Below are 17,649 nucleotides of genomic sequence, written 5' to 3'. Positions count from 1 at the left end.
GCGTGCCTAACTCGCCTGCGCGGCGAGCATCGCCGCCATCTTCTCCCAAACCTTGTTGATCGCCTTGAGCGGGCGCACCATCACTTTGAAATCCTGAATCTTTCCTTCGGCGTTCCAGCGAATGATGTCGACGCCGTTGATCTGGATGCCTTCAAGTTCGGTCTGAAACTCGAGGCAGGCCTGATCGCCATCGGCAATCTCGCGCAGATAGCGGAAATTGTTGCCGCCAAGGACATGGCTCGCCGCTTGGAGATAAGCGAACACCTTGTCGCGCCCCTCCTGGGGCGTGTGGACGACGGGCGAATGGAAGACCGCATCTTCGGCGAGCATCTCGCGCAAGGCCTGCGGCTCGCCGCCGCCCGCCATATAGGCGTGCCAGGCGGCGAGTCCGGGATGGATGGTCACGCTAGCGTCTCGGCGAAGAAGGCGCGGGTGCGGCCATCGGCGAGCTGCGCGCCCTCCTCGTTTCGGCGGTTGCCGCTCGTCGCGGCGAAGCCGTGATCGAGGCCAGGATAGTCGTGCAGTGTCACCTTGGGGTTCGGATCGAGCGCTTCGTGGATCTTCTGCTGCGCGGCAGAGTCGACCAGATGGTCCTCGGTGGGGATATGAAGCATCAGCGGATTCGAGATTGCATGGGCTTCGTTCAACATCGTGTCGATCATCACGCCATAATAGCCAACCGACGCGTCGATGTCGGTGCGCGTTGCCGCCATATAAGCGAGACGGCCGCCAAGACAGAAGCCAACGCAGCCGATCCGGTCGGCGCCCTGATCGCGCAGCCAGCGGATTGTCGCCTCGATGTCCTTGACCCCGAGGTCGGCATCATATTGTCCGTAATATCCAAAGGCTTCCTGAAGTTCAGCTTCGACATCAGGGCTGAGCTCGACTCCGGGGGCGAAGCGCCAAAAGATGTCGGGCGCGATCGCGAGATAGCCCTCGGCCGCCCAATCATCGCATTTCTTGCGGATTCCTGCATTCACGCCGAAGATTTCGGGGATCACGATGATCGCGCGCGACGAATCCGCGTCGGGACGCGCGACATAGGCCGGGATGTCGCCCTCCTTTTCGAGGGCGGGGATGGTTGTGTTGGTCGGGGACATGCGGGCACTCCTGGCTCTTGCTTATCGACGATGAAAGCGCGAAGCTAGCGGCGCCGGGGTCGCGGCTCAAGCGCCATCACCCACGTGCGGACAGGAGATGGGGCATGAAATTCAATATCGAGGTGGATTGCACCCCCGAGGAAGCGCGTCGGCTGTTTGGCCTGCCTGACCTTGAACCACTGCACGATATTTATCTGAGCCGGGTCAAGGATTTGATGGCAAAGGGCATCACCCCCGACATGGTCCAGGCGATGGTCAAGAGCTGGGTTCCGATGGGTGAGGGTGGGCTGGGGCTCGTCCAGTCGCTGCTCGGACAGTTCGGCGGAGGACTGATGGGCGGCGCAGCAACGGCGGCCGACAGTAACGACGACCCCAAGCCCGCACGGGGGCGCAAGAGCTGACCCAAGAGACGAGCAGCGAGACGATCTTCGCGTTGTCGAGCGGGAGCCCGCCAGCGGCAATCGGGGTTGTGCGCGTGAGCGGTCCCCGAGCGCGGGAGGCGCTGGAGGCGCTGGCGGGGCGAGTGCCGGCACCGCGATATGCCTCGCTTGCCGAGCTTCGTGACCCGAAGGGCGCGCCCCTCGACCGCGCGCTGCTGCTCTGGTTTCCGGGGCCGAGGACGGCAACCGGGGAGGATCTGGCCGAATTCCACCTCCACGGCGGCCGGGCCGTGGTCGCCGCGCTCGAAGCGGCGCTCGCGGCGATTCCCGGATTGCGCCGCGCCGAGGCAGGAGAATTCACGCGGCGTGCCTTTCTCAATGGCCGGATTGACCTCGCCGAGGCCGAGGGGCTTGCCGACCTGCTCGCAGCAGAGACCGAGAGCCAGAGGATCCAGGCGCTGGGGATGGCGAGCGGACATGTGTCGCGCGCTGTGGCGAAGTGGCAGGAGCGGCTTCTGGAGCTGATGGCCGGAGCGGAGGCCGAGCTGAATTTCGCCGACGAGGATGATGTCGACGTTTATGAAGGTGCCGCACGCCGAGTGGTTGAGGGGATGGCGGAGGTCTCCGCCGAACTCTTGGAATGGCTAGCGCGGCCCGCCGCGGAGGTCATTGCGGAGGGGTTGTCCGTAGTTATCGCGGGGCCGCCCAACGCCGGAAAATCAACGCTAATCAACGCCTTGGTTCAACGAGAGCTCGCGATCGTCTCGCCGGTGGCCGGGACCACGCGCGACGTGATCGAGACCCCGCTTGCGCTCGACGGGATTGCGATGCGCTTTTCCGATACGGCGGGGCTGCGGGGCGAAGGAGCCGATTCGATCGAGGCGATTGGTATCGAGCGGGCACAAGCGGCGATTTCGGCCGCGGACATCCTACTGTGGCTGGGTCCCCCCGGTGCGGTGCCCGTCCACCCGCGGACGATTCTGATTGCGGCGCAGTCAGACCGCTGGCGCGGCGATGCCGCGCGCGAGGCCGAAGCGGCGCGCTGCGACCTGATCCTGTCGGCTGCGACGGGCGAGGGGATGGACAAGCTCCATCGCTACATTGTCGAGATGGCGAGGACACTGCTACCGCGCGAGGGCGAGGCCGTGCTGCGAGCCCGTCAGCGCGCCGCTCTTGCCGAGGCGCAGCGCTGGCTCTCGGTAGAAGCGGGCTCGCGCGAGGCGGATGACCTGATACTGCTTGCCGAACGGCTGAGGCTCGGCGCAGCCGCTCTCGACCGGATAACCGGCCGAGCCGGTGTCGAGGAGATGCTCGATGCGCTCTTCGGGCGCTTCTGTATCGGCAAGTGAAGCCACGGGCGCGCGCCTGTTTCACGTGAAACATTCGTTCTAATCGCAGCGCAGTGGATTCGGCGCGGTCTTTCGTTTAAGGGCGCCGCCATCATGCAGAACAGAGCAACGTTCGATGTCGTCGTCGTCGGTGGCGGGCACGCCGGGACCGAGGCGGCGGCCGCCGCTGCCCGCCTTGGCGCACGCGTTGCGCTCATCAGCTTTGACCCGGCAATGATCGGGACGATGTCGTGCAACCCGGCGATTGGCGGCCTTGGAAAAGGGCATCTGGTGCGCGAGGTTGATGCACTGGACGGCTGGATGGCGCGCGCGGCCGATGCCGCTGCGATCCACTACCGGATGCTCAACGCCTCAAAGGGCTCGGCGGTACAGGGACCGCGCATACAGGCGGACCGCAGGCTCTATCGCGACGCGATCCAGTCCCTCCTTGCTGCCGAATCGCATATTACAGTCGTCTCGGGCGAGGCGGCAGCGCTCAAACTGTCCAGTGACCATTGCCGGATCGAGGGTGTTGAACTGGGCGACGGGAAAGTGATCGCCGCCGGCGCGGTCGTACTGGCCACCGGCACATTCCTTGGCGGAACGATGTTTCGCGGCGAAGAGCGGATGGAGGGCGGCCGGATCGGCGAGGCAGGAGCGCACCGGCTTGCGGCGCAGCTACGCGCTGCGAAGCTGCCGATGGGTCGGCTCAAGACCGGAACGCCGCCGCGGCTTGACGGACGCACGATCGACTGGGCGCGGCTTGCCGAGCAGCCCTCCGACAGCGCCGAAGGCGCGCGCTGGACCTTTTCCACGTGGAATGAGGCGCGCACTGTGCCGCAGATTTTCTGCGCGATCACGCGGACGAATGCTGAAGCGCACGCTATAATCGCTGCGAATCTCGACCGCTCGCCGCTCTTCACCGGGGCGATCGGCGCCGCCGGGCCGCGCTACTGCCCGTCGATCGAAGATAAGATACATCGGTTCGCAGGACGTGACGGCCATCAGATTTTTCTCGAACCCGAGGGGCTCGCCACGCATCTCGTTTACCCGAATGGCGTGTCGACGTCGCTTCCCGCCGATGTCCAGCTCGCGATGCTGCGTCGTATCGAGGGTCTCGAGAAGGTTGAGATGGTCGTCCCAGGTTATGCCGTCGAGTATGACCATATCGACCCACGCGCGCTCGACCGGACGCTCCAGGTTCGGGCGCTGCCCGGATTGTGGTGCGCCGGGCAGATCAATGGCACCACCGGCTATGAGGAAGCCGCGGCGCAGGGACTGATTGCGGGAGCAAATGCCGCGCTCAGCGTACAGTGCCGCGAGCCGCTGATTCTTGATCGTAGCGAATCCTATATCGGGGTGATGGTCGACGACCTCGTGCTGCAGGGGGTGACAGAACCCTACCGGATGCTTACCGCGCGCGCCGAATACCGATTGCGGCTGCGCGCCGACAATGCCGCAACGCGTTTGACGCCGCGCGGGATAGCGCTCGGCCTCGTGCGCCCCGCGACCGCGGCGAAGTTCACAGCGCGCGCGGCAGAGCGCGAAGCGGCCGAAGCGCTGCTCAATGCGCCAGTGCAGACTGCCGATTATGCGACGCTTGGAATCGCTCTGCCCGGCGACGGCGCGGCGCGGCGCCGGATCGATCTTCTGCGCTTCGACGGGACGACGATGGACGCGGTCACGGCGCTCGCGCCCGAGCTTGCCACGTTCGAGCGGGGCATTCTGTCCGAGATCGCCGAGGATGCACTTTATGCGCCCTATATCGCTCGGCAGGAGGCGGAACTGCGGGCTCTCGCGGCAAATGAGGCAATATTGCTGGACGCCGAACTCGATTATAGCGCGATCGGCGGGCTCTCGCGCGAGATGGTCGAACGGCTGACGAAAGCGCGCCCCGAGACGCTGGGACAGGCGGCGCGGATCGATGGCATTACCCCCGCGGCGCTGACGGCGATCATGGTACACAGCCGGCGGCGCGCGGCTTGAGCCCTCGAGCGGATGGGGCCTCGCTGTCGCCGGGAGCGCCATCCGGCAGCGACCTGGACCATCGAGCCCGTCGCGCAATGACTGCTTGCACCTGCGCATTGCTCGCTCCAGGGAGCCGTGTCGATATTTGACGAAGCTCGGTGCAGGACTGATGGTGAAGCTATTAAGAACGGAGGCGGAAGCCTTGGCCTGGATCGAAAGGACTTTCGCTCCCACTCCAACCCATTGGGAAAGGCTCGAGCGCTTTGCGGCCATGCTGGTGGCTGAGAATGGGCGGCAGAATCTGATTGCGGCGTCGACAATCCCCCATCTTTGGGTCCGGCACATTGCCGATAGCGCGCAGCTGGTCGCCTTCGATCGTGTGGGGCAGGGGCTGTGGATGGATCTCGGGAGCGGGCCAGGGCTGCCGGGGCTGGTCGCGGCAATCCTGAGCGGGCGGCCGACGTTGCTCGTCGAGTCGCGCAAGCGGCGCTGCGAATTCCTGCGGGAGGTCGTGGCGGAACTGGGGCTTGGCCATGTGGAGGTTGCCGAAGCGCCGCTCGAGCGCGTCGAAACGCGCGCGGCAGCGACGATCAGCGCGCGCGCCTTTGCGCCGCTCGATCGGCTGATCGACTTATCCGCGCGCTTTTCCACCGAATCGACGCACTGGCTGCTGCCGAAAGGGCGAAACGCGGTTAAGGAACTGGCATCTCTGCCCCCGGCATGGCAGAAGGTGTTTCACGTGGAACAGAGCCACACCGACGCGGAGAGCCGGATTCTGGTCGGGCGCGGTCGCATCGTGGCGAGACAGCGAGGAAAGCGATGATTCGCATTGCCGTGGCGAACCAGAAGGGCGGGGTTGGCAAGACAACGACGGCGATCAACCTCGCCACGGCGCTCGCGGCGACGGGGTGGCGCACGCTGATCATCGATCTCGACCCGCAGGGCAATGCCTCGACCGGGCTTGGGATTAGCCAGTCCCAGCGCGAATTGTCGAGCTATGACCTGCTGCGCGGCGATGCCGGCGTGGCCGAATGCCGCGTCGCGACGGCGATTCCGCGGCTCGATATCGTCCCTGCAACGGTCGATCTGTCGGGCGCCGAGATCGAGCTCATCGAGTTTCAGGACCGGCTCCATCGGCTGCAGCAGGTTCTGGCCGCCGCTGAAGCGGGGCAGTGGGATATATGTCTGATCGACTGCCCGCCCTCGCTCGGCATGCTGACGCTCAATGCGCTGATCGCCGCCGAATCGCTACTTGTCCCACTCCAGTGCGAATTTTTCGCGCTCGAGGGGCTCAGTCAGCTGCTCACGACGGTCGAGCGCGTTCGCGGCCGCTTCAATCCCCAGCTTTTCATACTGGGGGTCGCGCTCACCATGTTCGACCGCCGCAACCGGCTTACTGACCAGGTTTCCGACGACGTGCGCGAAGTGCTGGGCCCGGTGGTGTTTGACACAGTGATTCCGCGCAACGTCCGGCTGTCCGAGGCGCCAAGTCACGGGCTGCCGGCGCTGATTTACGACCATCGCTGCGCGGGATCAGCCGCCTATATCGCGCTTGCGCGCGAACTGCTCGGTCGCCTGCCCAATGTTCGTAAGGCCGCTTAAATGACTGATAGTAGAGATGAAAACCCCAATATGTCGGCGCGTAAGCGCCCGTCCGGGCTGGGGCGCGGTTTGAATGCGCTCTTCGGCGATGTCGCGGTGGAATCGCCGGTTCTTGCGAGTCCCGGCGCTGCGGTGAAGGCCGTGCCCGCAACATCGGGCGATGCGGTTCAGCATATCGCGGTTGGCACGATCGGTCCGCTACCCGGCCAGCCGCGCCGCCGTTTCGACGAAGCGGCGATAGCGGAGCTTGCGGACTCGATCAGCGCGCGCGGTCTCCTCCAGCCGATCATCGTCCGCCGCGCCCCAGGGGGTGAGGGCTATCAGCTCGTCGCCGGTGAGCGGCGCTGGCGCGCCGCCCAGCGCGCGGGGCTCCACCAGATTCCGGCGCTTGTGCGCGATCTGGACGATGCTGCAACCTATGAAATCGCGCTTGTCGAAAATATTCAGCGCGAGGATCTGAGTGCGATCGAAGAAGCGGGCGCTTATCGCAAGCTGATCGAGGATTTCGGCCATAGTCAGGAGGCGCTGGCGAAGCTGGTCGGCAAATCGCGCAGCCACGTCGCCAATCTGATGCGCCTGCTCGACCTTCCGCGCAATGTACAGCTACTCGTTAGCGACGGAAGTCTGGCGATGGGGCATGCGCGCGCACTGATCGGCGCGCCCGACGCCGAGGAGATAGCCCACAAAGTTGTGCGGGAGGGGCTGTCGGTGCGCGCGGTCGAGGCGCTGGTACGCGCCGGCAAGGGCGGCCAACGCAAGGGCGGCCTTGAACGAAAGGGCCTGGACGGAGGGCGCGACCCCGACATCGTCGCCGTCGAGCGCCACCTGTCCGAGCTTCTGGGGATCGGTGTAGCGATTCAATATGGCGGCGGCGGCAGGGGCGCGCTGACGCTCAAATTCGCGTCGCTCGACCAGCTCGACATGATTTGCCAGCGCCTGTCGGGCGAGTCGATCTGACCGGATTCTCCGGGCGCGGCGGATTTCCTACCGTCCTGTTAACCAGTTTTTAGGTCCGGTGCGCCACACGGGCAGACAATCTTCTTGCTGCGTGGGGAATTTTCGATGCCTGACATTCAAAATCGTCCGACGAGCGCGGATGTCGCAATCATCGGCGCGGGACCCGCGGGGCTTACCGCTGCCTATCTGCTGACGCAGCAGGGATACCGCGTCACGGTGATCGAGAAGGACCCCGTTTATGTCGGCGGAATCAGCCGCACGGTCGAGCATGAGGGCTTTCGCTTCGACATCGGCGGCCACCGGTTTTTCTCTAAATCCCAGGAGGTTGTCGACCTCTGGAACGAGATTTTGCCTAACGACTTCATTCAGCGCCCGCGAATGAGCCGCATCTATTACGAGGGCAAATTCTATTCCTATCCGCTGCGTGCGTTCGAGGCGCTGTGGAACCTTGGCGTTCTGCGCTCGGCGCTGTGCATGGCGAGCTATGGGAAAGCGAAGTTGCTGCCGAACAAGAAGGTGCGCAGTTTCGAAGACTGGACGGTCAATCAATTCGGACACAAGCTCTACTCGATCTTCTTCAAGACCTATACCGAGAAGGTTTGGGGCATGCCGTGCGACGAGATGTCCGCCGACTGGGCGGCGCAGCGGATCAAGGGGCTGAGCCTCGGGGCGGCGGTACTCGACGGGCTGAAGCGCAGCCTGGGACTCAACAAGGCGCCGAACGACGGGATGGCGACGAAAACCTTGCTTGAAACCTTCCGCTATCCGCGGCTCGGCCCCGGCATGATGTGGGAGGCCGCAGCCGAAAAGGTGCGCGCGGGCGGGAATCATGTGCTGATGGGTCACAGCTTCAAGCAGCTGACGCAAGACCAGAAGAGCGGACGTTGGCGGATGACCGCCACGGGACCCAATGGGGATGTCGTGATCGACGCGGCGCATGTCATCAGCTCGGCACCGATGCGCGAACTCGCGGCGCGCATTCATCCGCTCCCCGCCAGTGCGCTGACCGCGGCGCCGAACCTCAAATATCGCGACTTTTTGACCGTCGCGCTCAAGATCCGCTCGGAGGATCTCTTCCCCGACAACTGGATCTATATTCACGACCGCAAGGTCAAGGTCGGCCGTGTGCAGAACTTTCGCAGCTGGTCGCCCGAAATGGTCCCCGACCCTTCGATAGCCTGTGTCGGCCTTGAGTATTTCTGCTTCGAGGGCGACGGGCTCTGGTCGTCGAACGACGAGGATCTGATTGCGCTCGCGACCAAGGAAATGGCGATCCTCGGTCTTTGCGAACCCGCCGATGTGGTCGGCGGCGCAGTGGTGCGCCAGGAAAAGGCCTATCCGGTCTATGATGACGACTATGCGGCGCATGTCGCGGAAATGCGGGACGAACTCGAGGGGCGCTACCCGACGCTCCATCTGGTCGGGCGCAACGGCATGCACCGATACAACAATCAGGACCATGCGATGATGACCGCGATGCTAACGGTGCGCAATATCGCCGCCGGGACGCGTATCTATAACATCTGGGGCGTTAACGAGGACGCGGAATATCACGAGAGCGGCAGCGAAGGCAAACGCGCCGCTCTGGCGTCGGTGCGTGAGGTCCCGGCGCGAGTCAGCAAGGCGGCATAACGCGTCATGGCAGCGCAGTTCCCGCCCCTACGTCAATGGCTGCAATGGACCTTTCTGCGCTATCTGGGCGCTAGCATGGTCGCGCTCGCCGCCGACATGGGGCTGTTTCTCCTCCTCCTCGCTGCCGACTGGCCCGCCGCGGCTGCCTCGGCCACAAGCTATGCCATCGGCATAGGCGTTCACTGGCTGATCAGCTCGCGCTTCGTGTTCGTCCACGGTGCGCGCACAGCCGGCATAGGGCGCGTACGCCAAAAGGCGCTCTTCCTTGGATCCGCCTTTGCGGGCCTTGCTATCACCGTTCTGCTCGTTTCGGCGGGCGAAGCGGCGGGCATCGATGCGCGCCTGTCGAAATTGACGGCAATCGCGGTGAGCTTCCTCACCACCTATATCTTGCGCAAGACGCTGGTCTTTCCCGTCGGCAATCGGCTTCCTCAATGATGCGTGAGGTGTTTTTGACACCATTTGCCGGTCCGCGCGGCTCGAACAGGCTTGCGCTTCTGGCCGGGCTTCTCGTCGCACTGATTTCCCTCTTCATCTACCGCGAGGCGATCCCCGCGCTCGCGCTGCGCGATGCCGACGATTATATGCGCCTCGCGCAGGTTCGCGACCTGATGGCGGGACAGGGCTGGTGGGACATCACCCAGTATCGGGTCGATCCTGCCAGCGGTGGCGGGGCGATGCATTGGTCGCGCTTTATCGACGCGCAGATCGCGGCGCTGATCTGGCTGCTGACGCTCTTGCTCGGCGCCGAAATGGGAGAAGGCTGGGCGGTCGCGATTTATCCGCCGCTCTTGATGATCCCGCTGTTCTGGCTGCTTGGCCGTATCCTGGCGCAACTCGGCGATCGGCGCCTGCTCATGGCGGGGCTGCTGGTCGCCGCGACGAGTGTCACCTTCCTTCACTATTTCGCGCCCTTCCGCATCGATCACCACAATTGGCAGCTGATGCTGTCGGTCGCGATGCTGTGGCTTGCGCTGGGAGAAGCGAGTTTTCGCCGCGGAATAGCTGCTGCGCTGGTGATTACCGCGCATGTTGAAATCTCGCTCGAGGGCTTGCCCTATCTGGCGATATTTGGCGCTCTGTTTGCGCTTGCGTGGCTCCGAGACCCGGAGAAGGCGCCCCGCCTTGCGGGGTTCGCGGTTGGACTTGTGATCCTTCCGCCCCTTTGGCTTTTCGCCTTTCGCGGGCCGCCGGCCTTGCTTGAGGTGCATTGCGACGCATTTACTCGCCCCTATGTTGCAGGCGTTGCGACAGCGGGAGCTGTGCTGTTTCTCTGGCTGAAGGGGCCCGCAGCTTTGCGCGCCACATGGGTGCGGCGCGGCATGGGATTAACCCTCGCGGGGCTAGCCGCGGCCGGGGTATTCCTGATGTTGGGGCACGCATGTCGCAGCGGCCCATTCGGAGAGCTGGAGCCGCTGGTTCGTACATATTGGTACAATCTTGTTGTCGAAGGGCAGCCTATCTGGCGCCAGAGACCCGCCAGCGCCGCTCTGTTCGCCATCCCGATGCTGATAGGCCTTGGTGCAACACTATGGGCCTGGCGACGAGCGCCCGGCGGATGGATGCGCGACAATTGGTTCCGAGTGAGCTTTGCTGCGTTGGGAGGCGGGCTGCTCTCGGTGCTTGTTTTCCGGACATCTGCGGTCGCCCACGTCTATCTGGTGCCCGGCTTCGCAGCGATGCTGCTGGCAGTCTGGAACTGGAGCCGGGAGATGCAGAGCGCACCGCGCCGCGTGGCGGGTGCGGTTCTGGTGTTGGCGGCGCTTCCGGCCTGCGAATCGCTGCTGGCATCTTCGCTCGTAGAATGGATCGCACCGCCTGAGCGCCAACGAGCCGAGAATCAGGCATGCCCGAATCCGGCGATGCTGGCACCGCTCGCAGAGGAAAGGGCGGGGCTGCTCTTTGCCCCCGTTGATATCGGGCCCACACTCCTCGTTTTGACGCCGCACAGCGTCGTCGCCACCGGCCATCATCGCAATCATGCGGCGATGAACCGCGTTATCACGGCCTATGTATCTCGGCCCGAAGACGCTGAGCCGATCGTACGGGCGAGCGGCGCAACCTGGGTCACGCTTTGCACGCATCTGCCCGAAATCGACAATCTGTCGAAGGCAAATCCGGAGGGGTTGGCGGCCCTTTTGGCACGGGGCCAGACGGTCGAATGGCTACGCCCCGAGCCCGCGCTCTCCCGCGGCGACTTCGCGGTTTATCGCGTCCTTCCTCCCCTCAGCCCGGCCGGAAACTGAGTGCGGCGCCGTTCATACAGTAACGCTTGCCTGTGGGCTTCGGCCCGTCATTGAAGACATGGCCGAGGTGTCCGCTGCACCGGCGGCAATGCACTTCGGTGCGGGGGTAGCCAAGTTCATAGTCAGTCGCGGTCCTTACTGCACCCTTCAGCGGCGCCCAGAAGCTTGGCCAGCCGGTCCCGCTGTCGAACTTCGTGCGGCTCGAGTAGAGTGGCAACGCGCACCCGGCGCAGGAGAAGATTCCGGCGCGATGCTCATCGTTGAGTGGGTTGCTGAACGGGCGTTCGGTCGCGGCCTCGCGCAGCACCTTGTATTGAAGGGGCGTGAGCCGTCTTTTCCACTCGGCGTCAGGCAGGCGCCAGCCGGGCTCGGCGAGCGGGCGCCTCGACCTGGCGAAGAGCATCGGTGCGCCGATGAGACCGCCGCCGAGTACGAGGCCTGCGAGAATATAGCGTCGTTCGATCATATGTGTCTGTACGGAAGCAGATCGCGCGAGGTTTCAGCTTGGCGCATCAATATGTTTCGAGAACCACCGGCAAATGGCGATAACCGTGGACGAAACTTGCGTGCACGCGCTCGGGCTCGCCCACGACGTTTACCCGCAACCGGCGCCGCTGCATTTCGGAAATCAGCGCGGTGAGCTGAAGCTCGGCGACACGCGCGCCGACGCAGCGGTGGATGCCGTACCCGAAGGCGAGGTGGCGGCGCGCATTGTCGCGGTCGACAATGATCCGGTCTCCCTGCGGGAAAATGCTCTCGTCGCGGTTGGCCGAGGCATACCACAGCGCAATCTTGTCGCGCTTTCTTATCTGGTGACCGAAAAGTTCGGTATCTTCGGTCGCGGTACGACGCATGTGTGCGAGCGGGGTTTGCCAGCGGATGATCTCATGCATCGCATTGACCGCGAGCTCGGGATCGTGATTGGTCTCTAGCTTCGCGCGCTCCTCGGGGAAGCAGTGCAGGCCGTAGGCATAGGCCGACATCGAATTGCGCGTCGTATCGTTGCCGCCAACGATGAGGAGGATGAGATTCCCCATGAATTCCTCATGGCTCATGTGGCTCATCGCGTCGGACTGGAGCATGATCGAAATAAGGTCGTGCGGGCCCGGTGCCTTGGCCTTGCGGTCCCAGAGTTCCTTGAAGGCCGCTCCCATCTCATAGGCGATTGCGAGCCGCTTTTGTCGCAGTTCAAGGGTGTTGAAGCTCTCGATATCCCCAAGCGCATCGGACCAGGCGGTGAGCTTGTGCCGTTCCTCCCACGGGAAATCGAAGAGGATGGCGAGCATCTGTGTCGTCAGCTCGATCGAGAGTTTCTCGACCCAGTCGAAGGTCTCGCCGATGGGAAGCGAGTCGAGCACCGCCGACGTACGCGCGAGCGTATCGGTGCGCATTCGCTCGATCTCCGAGGGGCCGAACGCAGGCGCGACGGTGCGGCGCTGTGCAGTATGCTGCGGCGGGTCCATTGCGATAAACATCGGCATCGGGACCTCGCCCTCTTGCAGATGCTCGATTCCGTCGCCTGCGACGGTGATGCCACCATATTCCCATGAAGAGGAGAATATCTTGGGCAGCGCCTCGATATGCTGGATCGGCTTGTAGGTCGTCACCGACCAATAGGGTCCGAATTTCGAGTCCTCGCAATAATGGATTGGTGATTCGGCGCGCAGCCGGGCCATCGGCTCCTGCCAGCGGTCCTCACTCCACAGCTCGGCGCGGGAAACGTCCAGCGGATCAGGGTTTTCGGGCGCAACGCGAATTTGGGTGGCCATCGGGCAGCTCCTCTCGGGGACCGTCTCATGCGGCCTATAGGAGTGGGAGAATGCCACTATTTACAGCTTTGTCAACGACGCGCTGGCTCCTCGGGCAGGCACTTTGCTCTGCCCCCCCCACTGCTCTTAAGAAGGGCTTCATTTTCGCAGCTACCGGCGGGACGCCGTATCGGCCGCCACATCCTTTGTGCGTTTCCAGAATCGCCAGTCGCGGCGGCCGCTCAGCACGCCCGACCGGAAGAGGCGCACCGAGAGATAGACCACGAGCGCAACCCAGATCGCTTGCCAGCCGAGCGCGAGCAAGTGCACCGCCTTCGCATCGTCGGTCGCGGCGCGCGCTGCCATCGCGAGCGGCGAGGAGAAGGGAATAAGCTGGGCAATTGTTGCCAGTCTGCTTCCCGGCGCGTTGGCGGCGGCGCTCGACAAGCTCAACATCGCGACCTGAAAAATGGTGATCGGCAGGCTGAGCATCTGGATCTCGCGCACCGTTGCGGCTTGTGCGCCCACGCCGAGGAAAACCGCGCCGAGTAGCAGGAAGGCCATCACGAAATAGAGGAAGGCGGCGAGGATGAAGAAGGGCCAGCCCGTCGCTGGCGCCACCGCGAGTTGCGGTGCCGATGCCCCTGCCTGCGCGACGCTGGCGGGGTCAATCTGCGTCAACGCGACGAACCCCGCACCGGCGGCCATTGCCATCCAGAAAGCGATGAACAGAATCGCCACGCCGAGCAGCCCGATCAGCTTGCCGAGGAAAACGCTTTCGAGAGGAACCGCGGCGGCAAGAATCTCGATCACCTTGTTGCCCTTTTCCTCAGCGAGCATTCCGACCGATTGTCCGGCGAGGAGCAGGGTGAGAAGGAAAATGACGAAGACGGCGCCAAAACCGATCGACTGCTGCGCTGCGATGCTGGTGCCGCCGCGCGTCAGGCTTTCGAAGCGCGGCGCAGCGGGGGCGATGGAACCCGCCGCGCGCGCCCGCAGCACCTCGGTCGCGAGGAGCGCAAGATAGCGCCCCGACCGGCTGTTCGCTTCGCGCTCGACGATGCGCGGAGAGGCGAGGGGACCGATCATCACGGCATAGGTGTCGCGGCCTTTCTCCTGCGCAATCGTGACCGGATCAACACCGGATGTCGCAACGCGCAGCTCGAGCGTCGCGGGTTTGCCGCCGGGGAGCGCGTCCCGCAGGCGGGCGTCCGCTTCGCGCAGCGGCTCCACATCGCCCGGACCGACGACCGCGACGACGCGGCCTGTGCCGCGCGCGCTGTCGGCGAGCTGCGAAGCGCCGAAGCCGCCGAGCGCGCCCATGCCGATCATGAACAGCGGAGCAAACAGGAAGAGCAGGAAGGTTGGCGTCGCGACGATCGACAGAAAGTCGCGCCGCGCAACCACGAGGATGTTGCGGAGAAACGGCGTCATGCTTCGGATTCCTCGATCGCGTCGGCCTCGGGATCGGCATCAAATCCCGCATCGACCTGCCGCACGATGTGCACGAAGGCGTCGTGAAGCGCGGGGCGGACGATCGAGAGGCCGGCGACGCCGTGGCCGCTCGCGGTAATGCGCGCAAGCAGGGGTTCGACCGCATCGTTCTCGATAGGGAACTGCCACGCCTCGCCGCGTCGCTCTGCTCCTGCGGGCAGCATTTGGGCAAGCGCAGGATCATCGGTGCGCGGTGTATAGCGCACCTGCATCGGCAGCAATGCGCGCGCCGCATCCACCGTCCCTTCGAATCGCCGTGCCGACCGCGCGATGATCGCAATGCGGTCGCATAATCGTTCCGCGTGCGCCATGACATGGGTGGAGAAGAGGATGGTCGCCCCGCGATCGCGCTCGCGCCGAACCAGCATCTCGAGCCGTTCCTGATTCACCGGGTCGAGACCTGAAAAAGGCTCATCGAGAACGATCAGGTCGGGGGCGTGGACGATCGAGCCGATGAGCTGGACCATCTGCGCCATCCCCTTCGACATCTTGCGGATCTTCTCGTCGATCACGCGTTCGAGGCCGAGCTCGGACATGAAGCTCGCGGCGCGATGACGTCCCTCGGCCCAATCGAGGCCGCGCAGGGCGCCCATAAAGGCTATCGCCTCGCGCGCCTTCATGCCGGGGTAGAGGCCGCGCTCTTCGGGCAGGTAGCCCACGCGGTGGCGCACCGTTTGCGGGGAGTGGCCGCCGAGCAGCCGGCTTTCGCCCGCGTCGGGATCGACGATGCCGAGCATCATGCGCAGACTGGTCGTCTTGCCCGCGCCATTGGGTCCGAGCACGCCGTAGATGCTCCCCGTCGGCACCTCGAGGCTGACTTGGTCGACGGCCCTGAAAGCACCGAAATATTTGGTGAGGCCCTTTGCCTCGACGCTGAAATCGTTCAAATGCCGTTTTCCACTTATCTCGCCCAAGCTATGGCACGGCAAGGCGGCTCGCGTATAGAGCGCCAATGGTTGCCGAAGCCTTGCCCTCTCTCGAACAGCGGCTCGAAGCGTTTGCACGCGCGCAGGGATTCGCAGCGTTCGGCATCACGCTCGCCGATGCGACCTGCAAGAGCGCCGAACGACTGAATCAATGGCTCGCCGAGGGGCGGCACGGCGGAATGATCTGGATGGAAAGCCGCGCCGGGCAGCGCGGGTCGCCCAAGGGCCTATGGCCCGAGGTGCGGTCGGTGATCGCCCTTGGCATGAGCTACGCGCCCGGGGGCGACCCTTTGGCTCTTGCCGGGCATCCCGATTGCGGTCGGATTTCGGTCTATGCGCAAGGAAGCGACTATCATGATACGGTCAAGAAGGCGCTGAAAGCGGTCGCACGCTGGCTCGTCGCCGAAGCCCCCGGCGCCGACGTCAAGGTGTTCGTGGATACAGCGCCAGTGATGGAAAAGCCGCTCGCAGCGGCGGCGGGGCTGGGCTGGCAAGGCAAGCACACCAATCTCGTGAGCCGTGACCATGGCAGCTGGCTTTTCCTTGGTGCGATCTACACGACGCTCGAGCTCACGCCGGAGAAGCCGGGCCGCGACCGCTGCGGCAGCTGCCATGCGTGTCAGGATGTGTGCCCGACGCAGGCGTTTCCCGCCCCCTATCAGCTCGACGCGCGCCGCTGCATTTCCTACCTCACGATCGAGCATGACGGGCCGATTCCGGTGGAGCTGCGGCGTGCAATTGGCAACCATGTCTATGGCTGCGACGATTGCCTTGCGGTCTGCCCGTGGAACAAGTTTGCCGAAACCGCGCATTGCCACCGCGCTTTCCTGCCGCGCGCCGAACTCGCAGCGCCGGCGCTTGCCGACCTGCTCGAACTCGATGACGCGGGATTCCGCCAGGTCTTCGCAGGGTCACCGATCAAGCGTATCGGACGCAACCGCATGGTCCGCAACGCGGCGATCGCGGCAGGTAACAGCGGCAACCCGCGCTTGCGCGCCCGGTTAGCCGCGCTCGTCGGCGATGATTCGGAGATGGTGGCGGACGCGGCTGCATGGGCGCTCGCCCAGCTGGCGGAATGACGTCACAAGGGCGCCTCTCTCGAGGGGGCGCCTCAGCGCTTCAGCGCTGAAATGCAGCCGTCGATATTCGCGTCGCGGCCGTCTGCCGCCCGGGCATCGACATGGGTGGCGAGCGGCTTTGCGCCCTGCCTGGGGGCATAATAATAGACGTCGAGGATACAGGCTTCACCCGCGAACTGAAGTTTCCGCCCGGCACCTTCGGTGACGTCGAGCCGCGGCTTGCCGAACAGAGAGATTGCAGCGCCGACGTCGTGACCGATCAGACTGTTGTGCTGCACAACGCGCGGCGCCGTAATCGGCGCTGGCACGGGCCCTTGCGGGGCTGGCCGGGTGGCGGCCGCGCCCGGGGGCGCCGGGCGCGGTATCGCGGGGCCGGCGCAGCCAGCAAGCAACAGTGCGATTGCGGCGGCAAGTCCCAGATGCTCGTGCCGGATCATTTGTCGTCCTTTTCCCCGAGGTGAAGCATGTGCACGGCCATAGCGGCGCCGATGATGGGGGCCAAGAAATTGACGACAGGTATCAGGAAAGCTGCGGCGGACAGCAGTCCGAGCGACCAGCGCGCCTTCTGGTCGAACCGCGGCTGGTCGGGGTGGCGTGCGAGGACCATCGCTTCGAGATCGCGCCCGAGCAGCATCGCGTTGACCGCCAGTGCGAGGATCGGCGCGCCGATACCGGTGACGAGAAGCAGAATGTAGAAGGGCAGTGCAGCGAGATTGCCCAGGATCAGCCGCGTCAGCGAGGCGAACGCAAGGGCGGCGCCGCGCCGCCAGCCGACATCGACCGCGCGCCGCGCCGCGGCGGGATAGTGGCGCGTCTCGATATCGGCGACAAAAGCGTCTGCAAAAAGACCGATGACAGCGATCGCGGCCGCGCGAAACAGAAGCCAACTTGCGCCGATCAGTGCGAGGAGAATGACGATCCCGGCCATGTCGAGACTTGCGCCGGCAAGCCATTGCGCATGCGAGAGCGCCCAGCGCGCAGCGAAGAAGAGCGCCGCTCCGACGGCAAGAAGGATCAAGAGGGTGAGCGCGAGGCTCGCGGCAAGGATGCGAAGGACCCCCGGGCTTCGCAGGTCGCGAAGCGCGAGCAGCAAGGCGTGAACGGCGCGGGCCATGGCGCAGGGATGCGGGGTACCATGGCGCGCGTCAAGCGCTGCGCTTGCCTTGGCGCGCGCCGCCGATTAAGGCGC

18 protein-coding genes are annotated in these 17,649 nt (G+C 64.6%); 10 read left to right on the top strand and 8 right to left on the bottom strand.

Annotation, left to right across the window (positions count from 1 at the left end; translation table 11 throughout):
* Positions 1–6: 6 nt before the first annotated feature.
* Positions 7–366: a nuclear transport factor 2 family protein gene (locus B5X69_RS06020; protein WP_079637826.1), complete on the bottom strand. Its 360-nt coding sequence runs from the start codon at positions 364–366 to the stop codon at positions 7–9.
* Positions 367–401: 35 nt separating this feature from the next.
* On the bottom strand, positions 402–1,100 hold the full coding sequence (locus tag B5X69_RS06015) for a dienelactone hydrolase family protein (RefSeq protein WP_079637784.1): 699 nt from the start codon (positions 1,098–1,100) through the stop codon (positions 402–404).
* 104 nt (positions 1,101–1,204) lie between these two features.
* On the opposite strand from B5X69_RS06015, the gene B5X69_RS06010 reads away from it, so the two are divergent.
* From B5X69_RS06010 to B5X69_RS05970, 9 genes are all read left to right on the top strand, one after another.
* The gene (locus tag B5X69_RS06010) at positions 1,205–1,501 is read left to right on the top strand and encodes a DUF6489 family protein (protein WP_079637783.1); all 297 of its coding nucleotides are present in this window, start codon (positions 1,205–1,207) and stop codon (positions 1,499–1,501) included.
* A 23-nt stretch (positions 1,502–1,524) separates the two neighbouring features.
* On the top strand, positions 1,525–2,829 hold the full coding sequence (gene mnmE, locus B5X69_RS06005; RefSeq protein WP_281250921.1) for a tRNA uridine-5-carboxymethylaminomethyl(34) synthesis GTPase MnmE: 1,305 nt from the start codon (positions 1,525–1,527) through the stop codon (positions 2,827–2,829).
* Positions 2,830–2,886: 57 nt separating this feature from the next.
* Positions 2,887–4,794: a tRNA uridine-5-carboxymethylaminomethyl(34) synthesis enzyme MnmG gene (gene mnmG, locus B5X69_RS06000; protein WP_139375678.1), complete on the top strand. Its 1,908-nt coding sequence runs from the start codon at positions 2,887–2,889 to the stop codon at positions 4,792–4,794.
* A 151-nt stretch (positions 4,795–4,945) separates the two neighbouring features.
* A complete protein-coding gene (gene rsmG, locus B5X69_RS05995) occupies positions 4,946–5,599 on the top strand; it encodes a 16S rRNA (guanine(527)-N(7))-methyltransferase RsmG (RefSeq protein ID WP_079637780.1) in 654 nt (217 codons plus the stop codon).
* On the top strand, positions 5,596–6,378 hold the full coding sequence (locus B5X69_RS05990) for a ParA family protein (RefSeq protein ID WP_079637779.1): 783 nt from the start codon (positions 5,596–5,598) through the stop codon (positions 6,376–6,378). Before rsmG ends, B5X69_RS05990 begins: the two co-directional genes overlap by 4 nt.
* Positions 6,379–7,335, top strand: coding sequence for a ParB/RepB/Spo0J family partition protein (locus tag B5X69_RS05985; protein WP_079637778.1), 957 nt, complete (start codon positions 6,379–6,381; stop codon positions 7,333–7,335).
* A gap of 105 nt (positions 7,336–7,440) precedes the next feature.
* Positions 7,441–8,967 (top strand): NAD(P)/FAD-dependent oxidoreductase, encoded by a 1,527-nt coding sequence (locus B5X69_RS05980; RefSeq protein ID WP_079637777.1) that lies wholly within the window; start codon positions 7,441–7,443, stop codon positions 8,965–8,967.
* Positions 8,968–8,973: 6 nt separating this feature from the next.
* Positions 8,974–9,405 carry a GtrA family protein gene (locus tag B5X69_RS05975; RefSeq protein ID WP_079637776.1) on the top strand — a complete coding sequence of 144 codons (432 nt, stop codon included), beginning with the start codon at positions 8,974–8,976 and terminating at the stop codon, positions 9,403–9,405.
* An 8-nt stretch (positions 9,406–9,413) separates the two neighbouring features.
* Positions 9,414–11,213 carry a hypothetical protein gene (locus B5X69_RS05970; protein WP_139375677.1) on the top strand — a complete coding sequence of 600 codons (1,800 nt, stop codon included), beginning with the start codon at positions 9,414–9,416 and terminating at the stop codon, positions 11,211–11,213.
* On the opposite strand, the gene msrB is transcribed toward B5X69_RS05970, so the two are convergent.
* The 4 genes from msrB to B5X69_RS05950 form a co-directional block, all read right to left on the bottom strand.
* Positions 11,194–11,616: a peptide-methionine (R)-S-oxide reductase MsrB gene (gene msrB, locus B5X69_RS05965; RefSeq protein ID WP_245798641.1), complete on the bottom strand. Its 423-nt coding sequence runs from the start codon at positions 11,614–11,616 to the stop codon at positions 11,194–11,196. The two genes, B5X69_RS05970 and msrB, sit on opposite strands and share 20 nt — an antisense overlap.
* A gap of 109 nt (positions 11,617–11,725) precedes the next feature.
* The gene (locus tag B5X69_RS05960; protein WP_079637773.1) at positions 11,726–12,982 is read right to left on the bottom strand and encodes a cytochrome P450; all 1,257 of its coding nucleotides are present in this window, start codon (positions 12,980–12,982) and stop codon (positions 11,726–11,728) included.
* Between the two features lie 150 nt (positions 12,983–13,132).
* On the bottom strand, positions 13,133–14,395 hold the full coding sequence (locus tag B5X69_RS05955) for an ABC transporter permease (protein WP_079637772.1): 1,263 nt from the start codon (positions 14,393–14,395) through the stop codon (positions 13,133–13,135).
* Positions 14,392–15,342, bottom strand: coding sequence for an ABC transporter ATP-binding protein (locus B5X69_RS05950; protein ID WP_079637771.1), 951 nt, complete (start codon positions 15,340–15,342; stop codon positions 14,392–14,394). The genes B5X69_RS05955 and B5X69_RS05950 overlap by 4 nt, the downstream gene beginning before the upstream one ends.
* A 65-nt stretch (positions 15,343–15,407) precedes the next feature.
* Here B5X69_RS05950 and queG point away from each other — a divergent pair, with 65 nt between their 5' ends.
* Positions 15,408–16,460 carry a tRNA epoxyqueuosine(34) reductase QueG gene (queG, locus tag B5X69_RS05945; protein WP_079637770.1) on the top strand — a complete coding sequence of 351 codons (1,053 nt, stop codon included), beginning with the start codon at positions 15,408–15,410 and terminating at the stop codon, positions 16,458–16,460.
* A gap of 32 nt (positions 16,461–16,492) precedes the next feature.
* On the opposite strand, the gene B5X69_RS05940 is transcribed toward queG, so the two are convergent.
* Together B5X69_RS05940 and B5X69_RS05935 are read right to left on the bottom strand one after the other, a co-directional pair.
* Positions 16,493–16,897, bottom strand: coding sequence for a hypothetical protein (locus tag B5X69_RS05940; RefSeq protein ID WP_079637769.1), 405 nt, complete (start codon positions 16,895–16,897; stop codon positions 16,493–16,495).
* Positions 16,894–17,574 (bottom strand): EI24 domain-containing protein, encoded by a 681-nt coding sequence (locus tag B5X69_RS05935; RefSeq protein WP_079637768.1) that lies wholly within the window; start codon positions 17,572–17,574, stop codon positions 16,894–16,896. Before B5X69_RS05935 ends, B5X69_RS05940 begins: the two co-directional genes overlap by 4 nt.
* Between the last annotated feature and the right edge of the window lie 75 nt (positions 17,575–17,649).

It is taken from the genome of Sphingopyxis flava, from assembly GCF_900168005.1.
In the GTDB taxonomy this organism is placed as follows: Bacteria; Pseudomonadota; Alphaproteobacteria; order Sphingomonadales; family Sphingomonadaceae; genus Sphingopyxis; species Sphingopyxis flava.
This window is presented reverse-complemented; position numbering and strand designations above follow the sequence as displayed.

What these genes read in the sequence shown, in the direction of transcription:
- B5X69_RS05980 (WP_079637777.1), top strand. Translation starts at nt 7,441, where the DNA reads ATGCCTGACATTCAAAATCGTCCGACGAGCGCGGATGTCGCAATCATC.
- B5X69_RS05985 (WP_079637778.1), top strand. Translation starts at nt 6,379, where the DNA reads ATGACTGATAGTAGAGATGAAAACCCCAATATGTCGGCGCGTAAGCGC.
- rsmG (WP_079637780.1), top strand. Translation starts at nt 4,946, where the DNA reads ATGGTGAAGCTATTAAGAACGGAGGCGGAAGCCTTGGCCTGGATCGAA.
- B5X69_RS06015 (WP_079637784.1), bottom strand. Translation starts at nt 1,100, where the DNA reads ATGTCCCCGACCAACACAACCATCCCCGCCCTCGAAAAGGAGGGCGAC.
- B5X69_RS05935 (WP_079637768.1), bottom strand. Translation starts at nt 17,574, where the DNA reads ATGGCCCGCGCCGTTCACGCCTTGCTGCTCGCGCTTCGCGACCTGCGA.
- msrB (WP_245798641.1), bottom strand. Translation starts at nt 11,616, where the DNA reads ATGCTCTTCGCCAGGTCGAGGCGCCCGCTCGCCGAGCCCGGCTGGCGC.
- B5X69_RS05960 (WP_079637773.1), bottom strand. Translation starts at nt 12,982, where the DNA reads ATGGCCACCCAAATTCGCGTTGCGCCCGAAAACCCTGATCCGCTGGAC.
- B5X69_RS05990 (WP_079637779.1), top strand. Translation starts at nt 5,596, where the DNA reads ATGATTCGCATTGCCGTGGCGAACCAGAAGGGCGGGGTTGGCAAGACA.
- B5X69_RS05940 (WP_079637769.1), bottom strand. Translation starts at nt 16,897, where the DNA reads ATGATCCGGCACGAGCATCTGGGACTTGCCGCCGCAATCGCACTGTTG.
- B5X69_RS06010 (WP_079637783.1), top strand. Translation starts at nt 1,205, where the DNA reads ATGAAATTCAATATCGAGGTGGATTGCACCCCCGAGGAAGCGCGTCGG.
- B5X69_RS05955 (WP_079637772.1), bottom strand. Translation starts at nt 14,395, where the DNA reads ATGACGCCGTTTCTCCGCAACATCCTCGTGGTTGCGCGGCGCGACTTT.
- B5X69_RS05975 (WP_079637776.1), top strand. Translation starts at nt 8,974, where the DNA reads ATGGCAGCGCAGTTCCCGCCCCTACGTCAATGGCTGCAATGGACCTTT.
- queG (WP_079637770.1), top strand. Translation starts at nt 15,408, where the DNA reads ATGGTTGCCGAAGCCTTGCCCTCTCTCGAACAGCGGCTCGAAGCGTTT.
- B5X69_RS06020 (WP_079637826.1), bottom strand. Translation starts at nt 366, where the DNA reads ATGGCGGGCGGCGGCGAGCCGCAGGCCTTGCGCGAGATGCTCGCCGAA.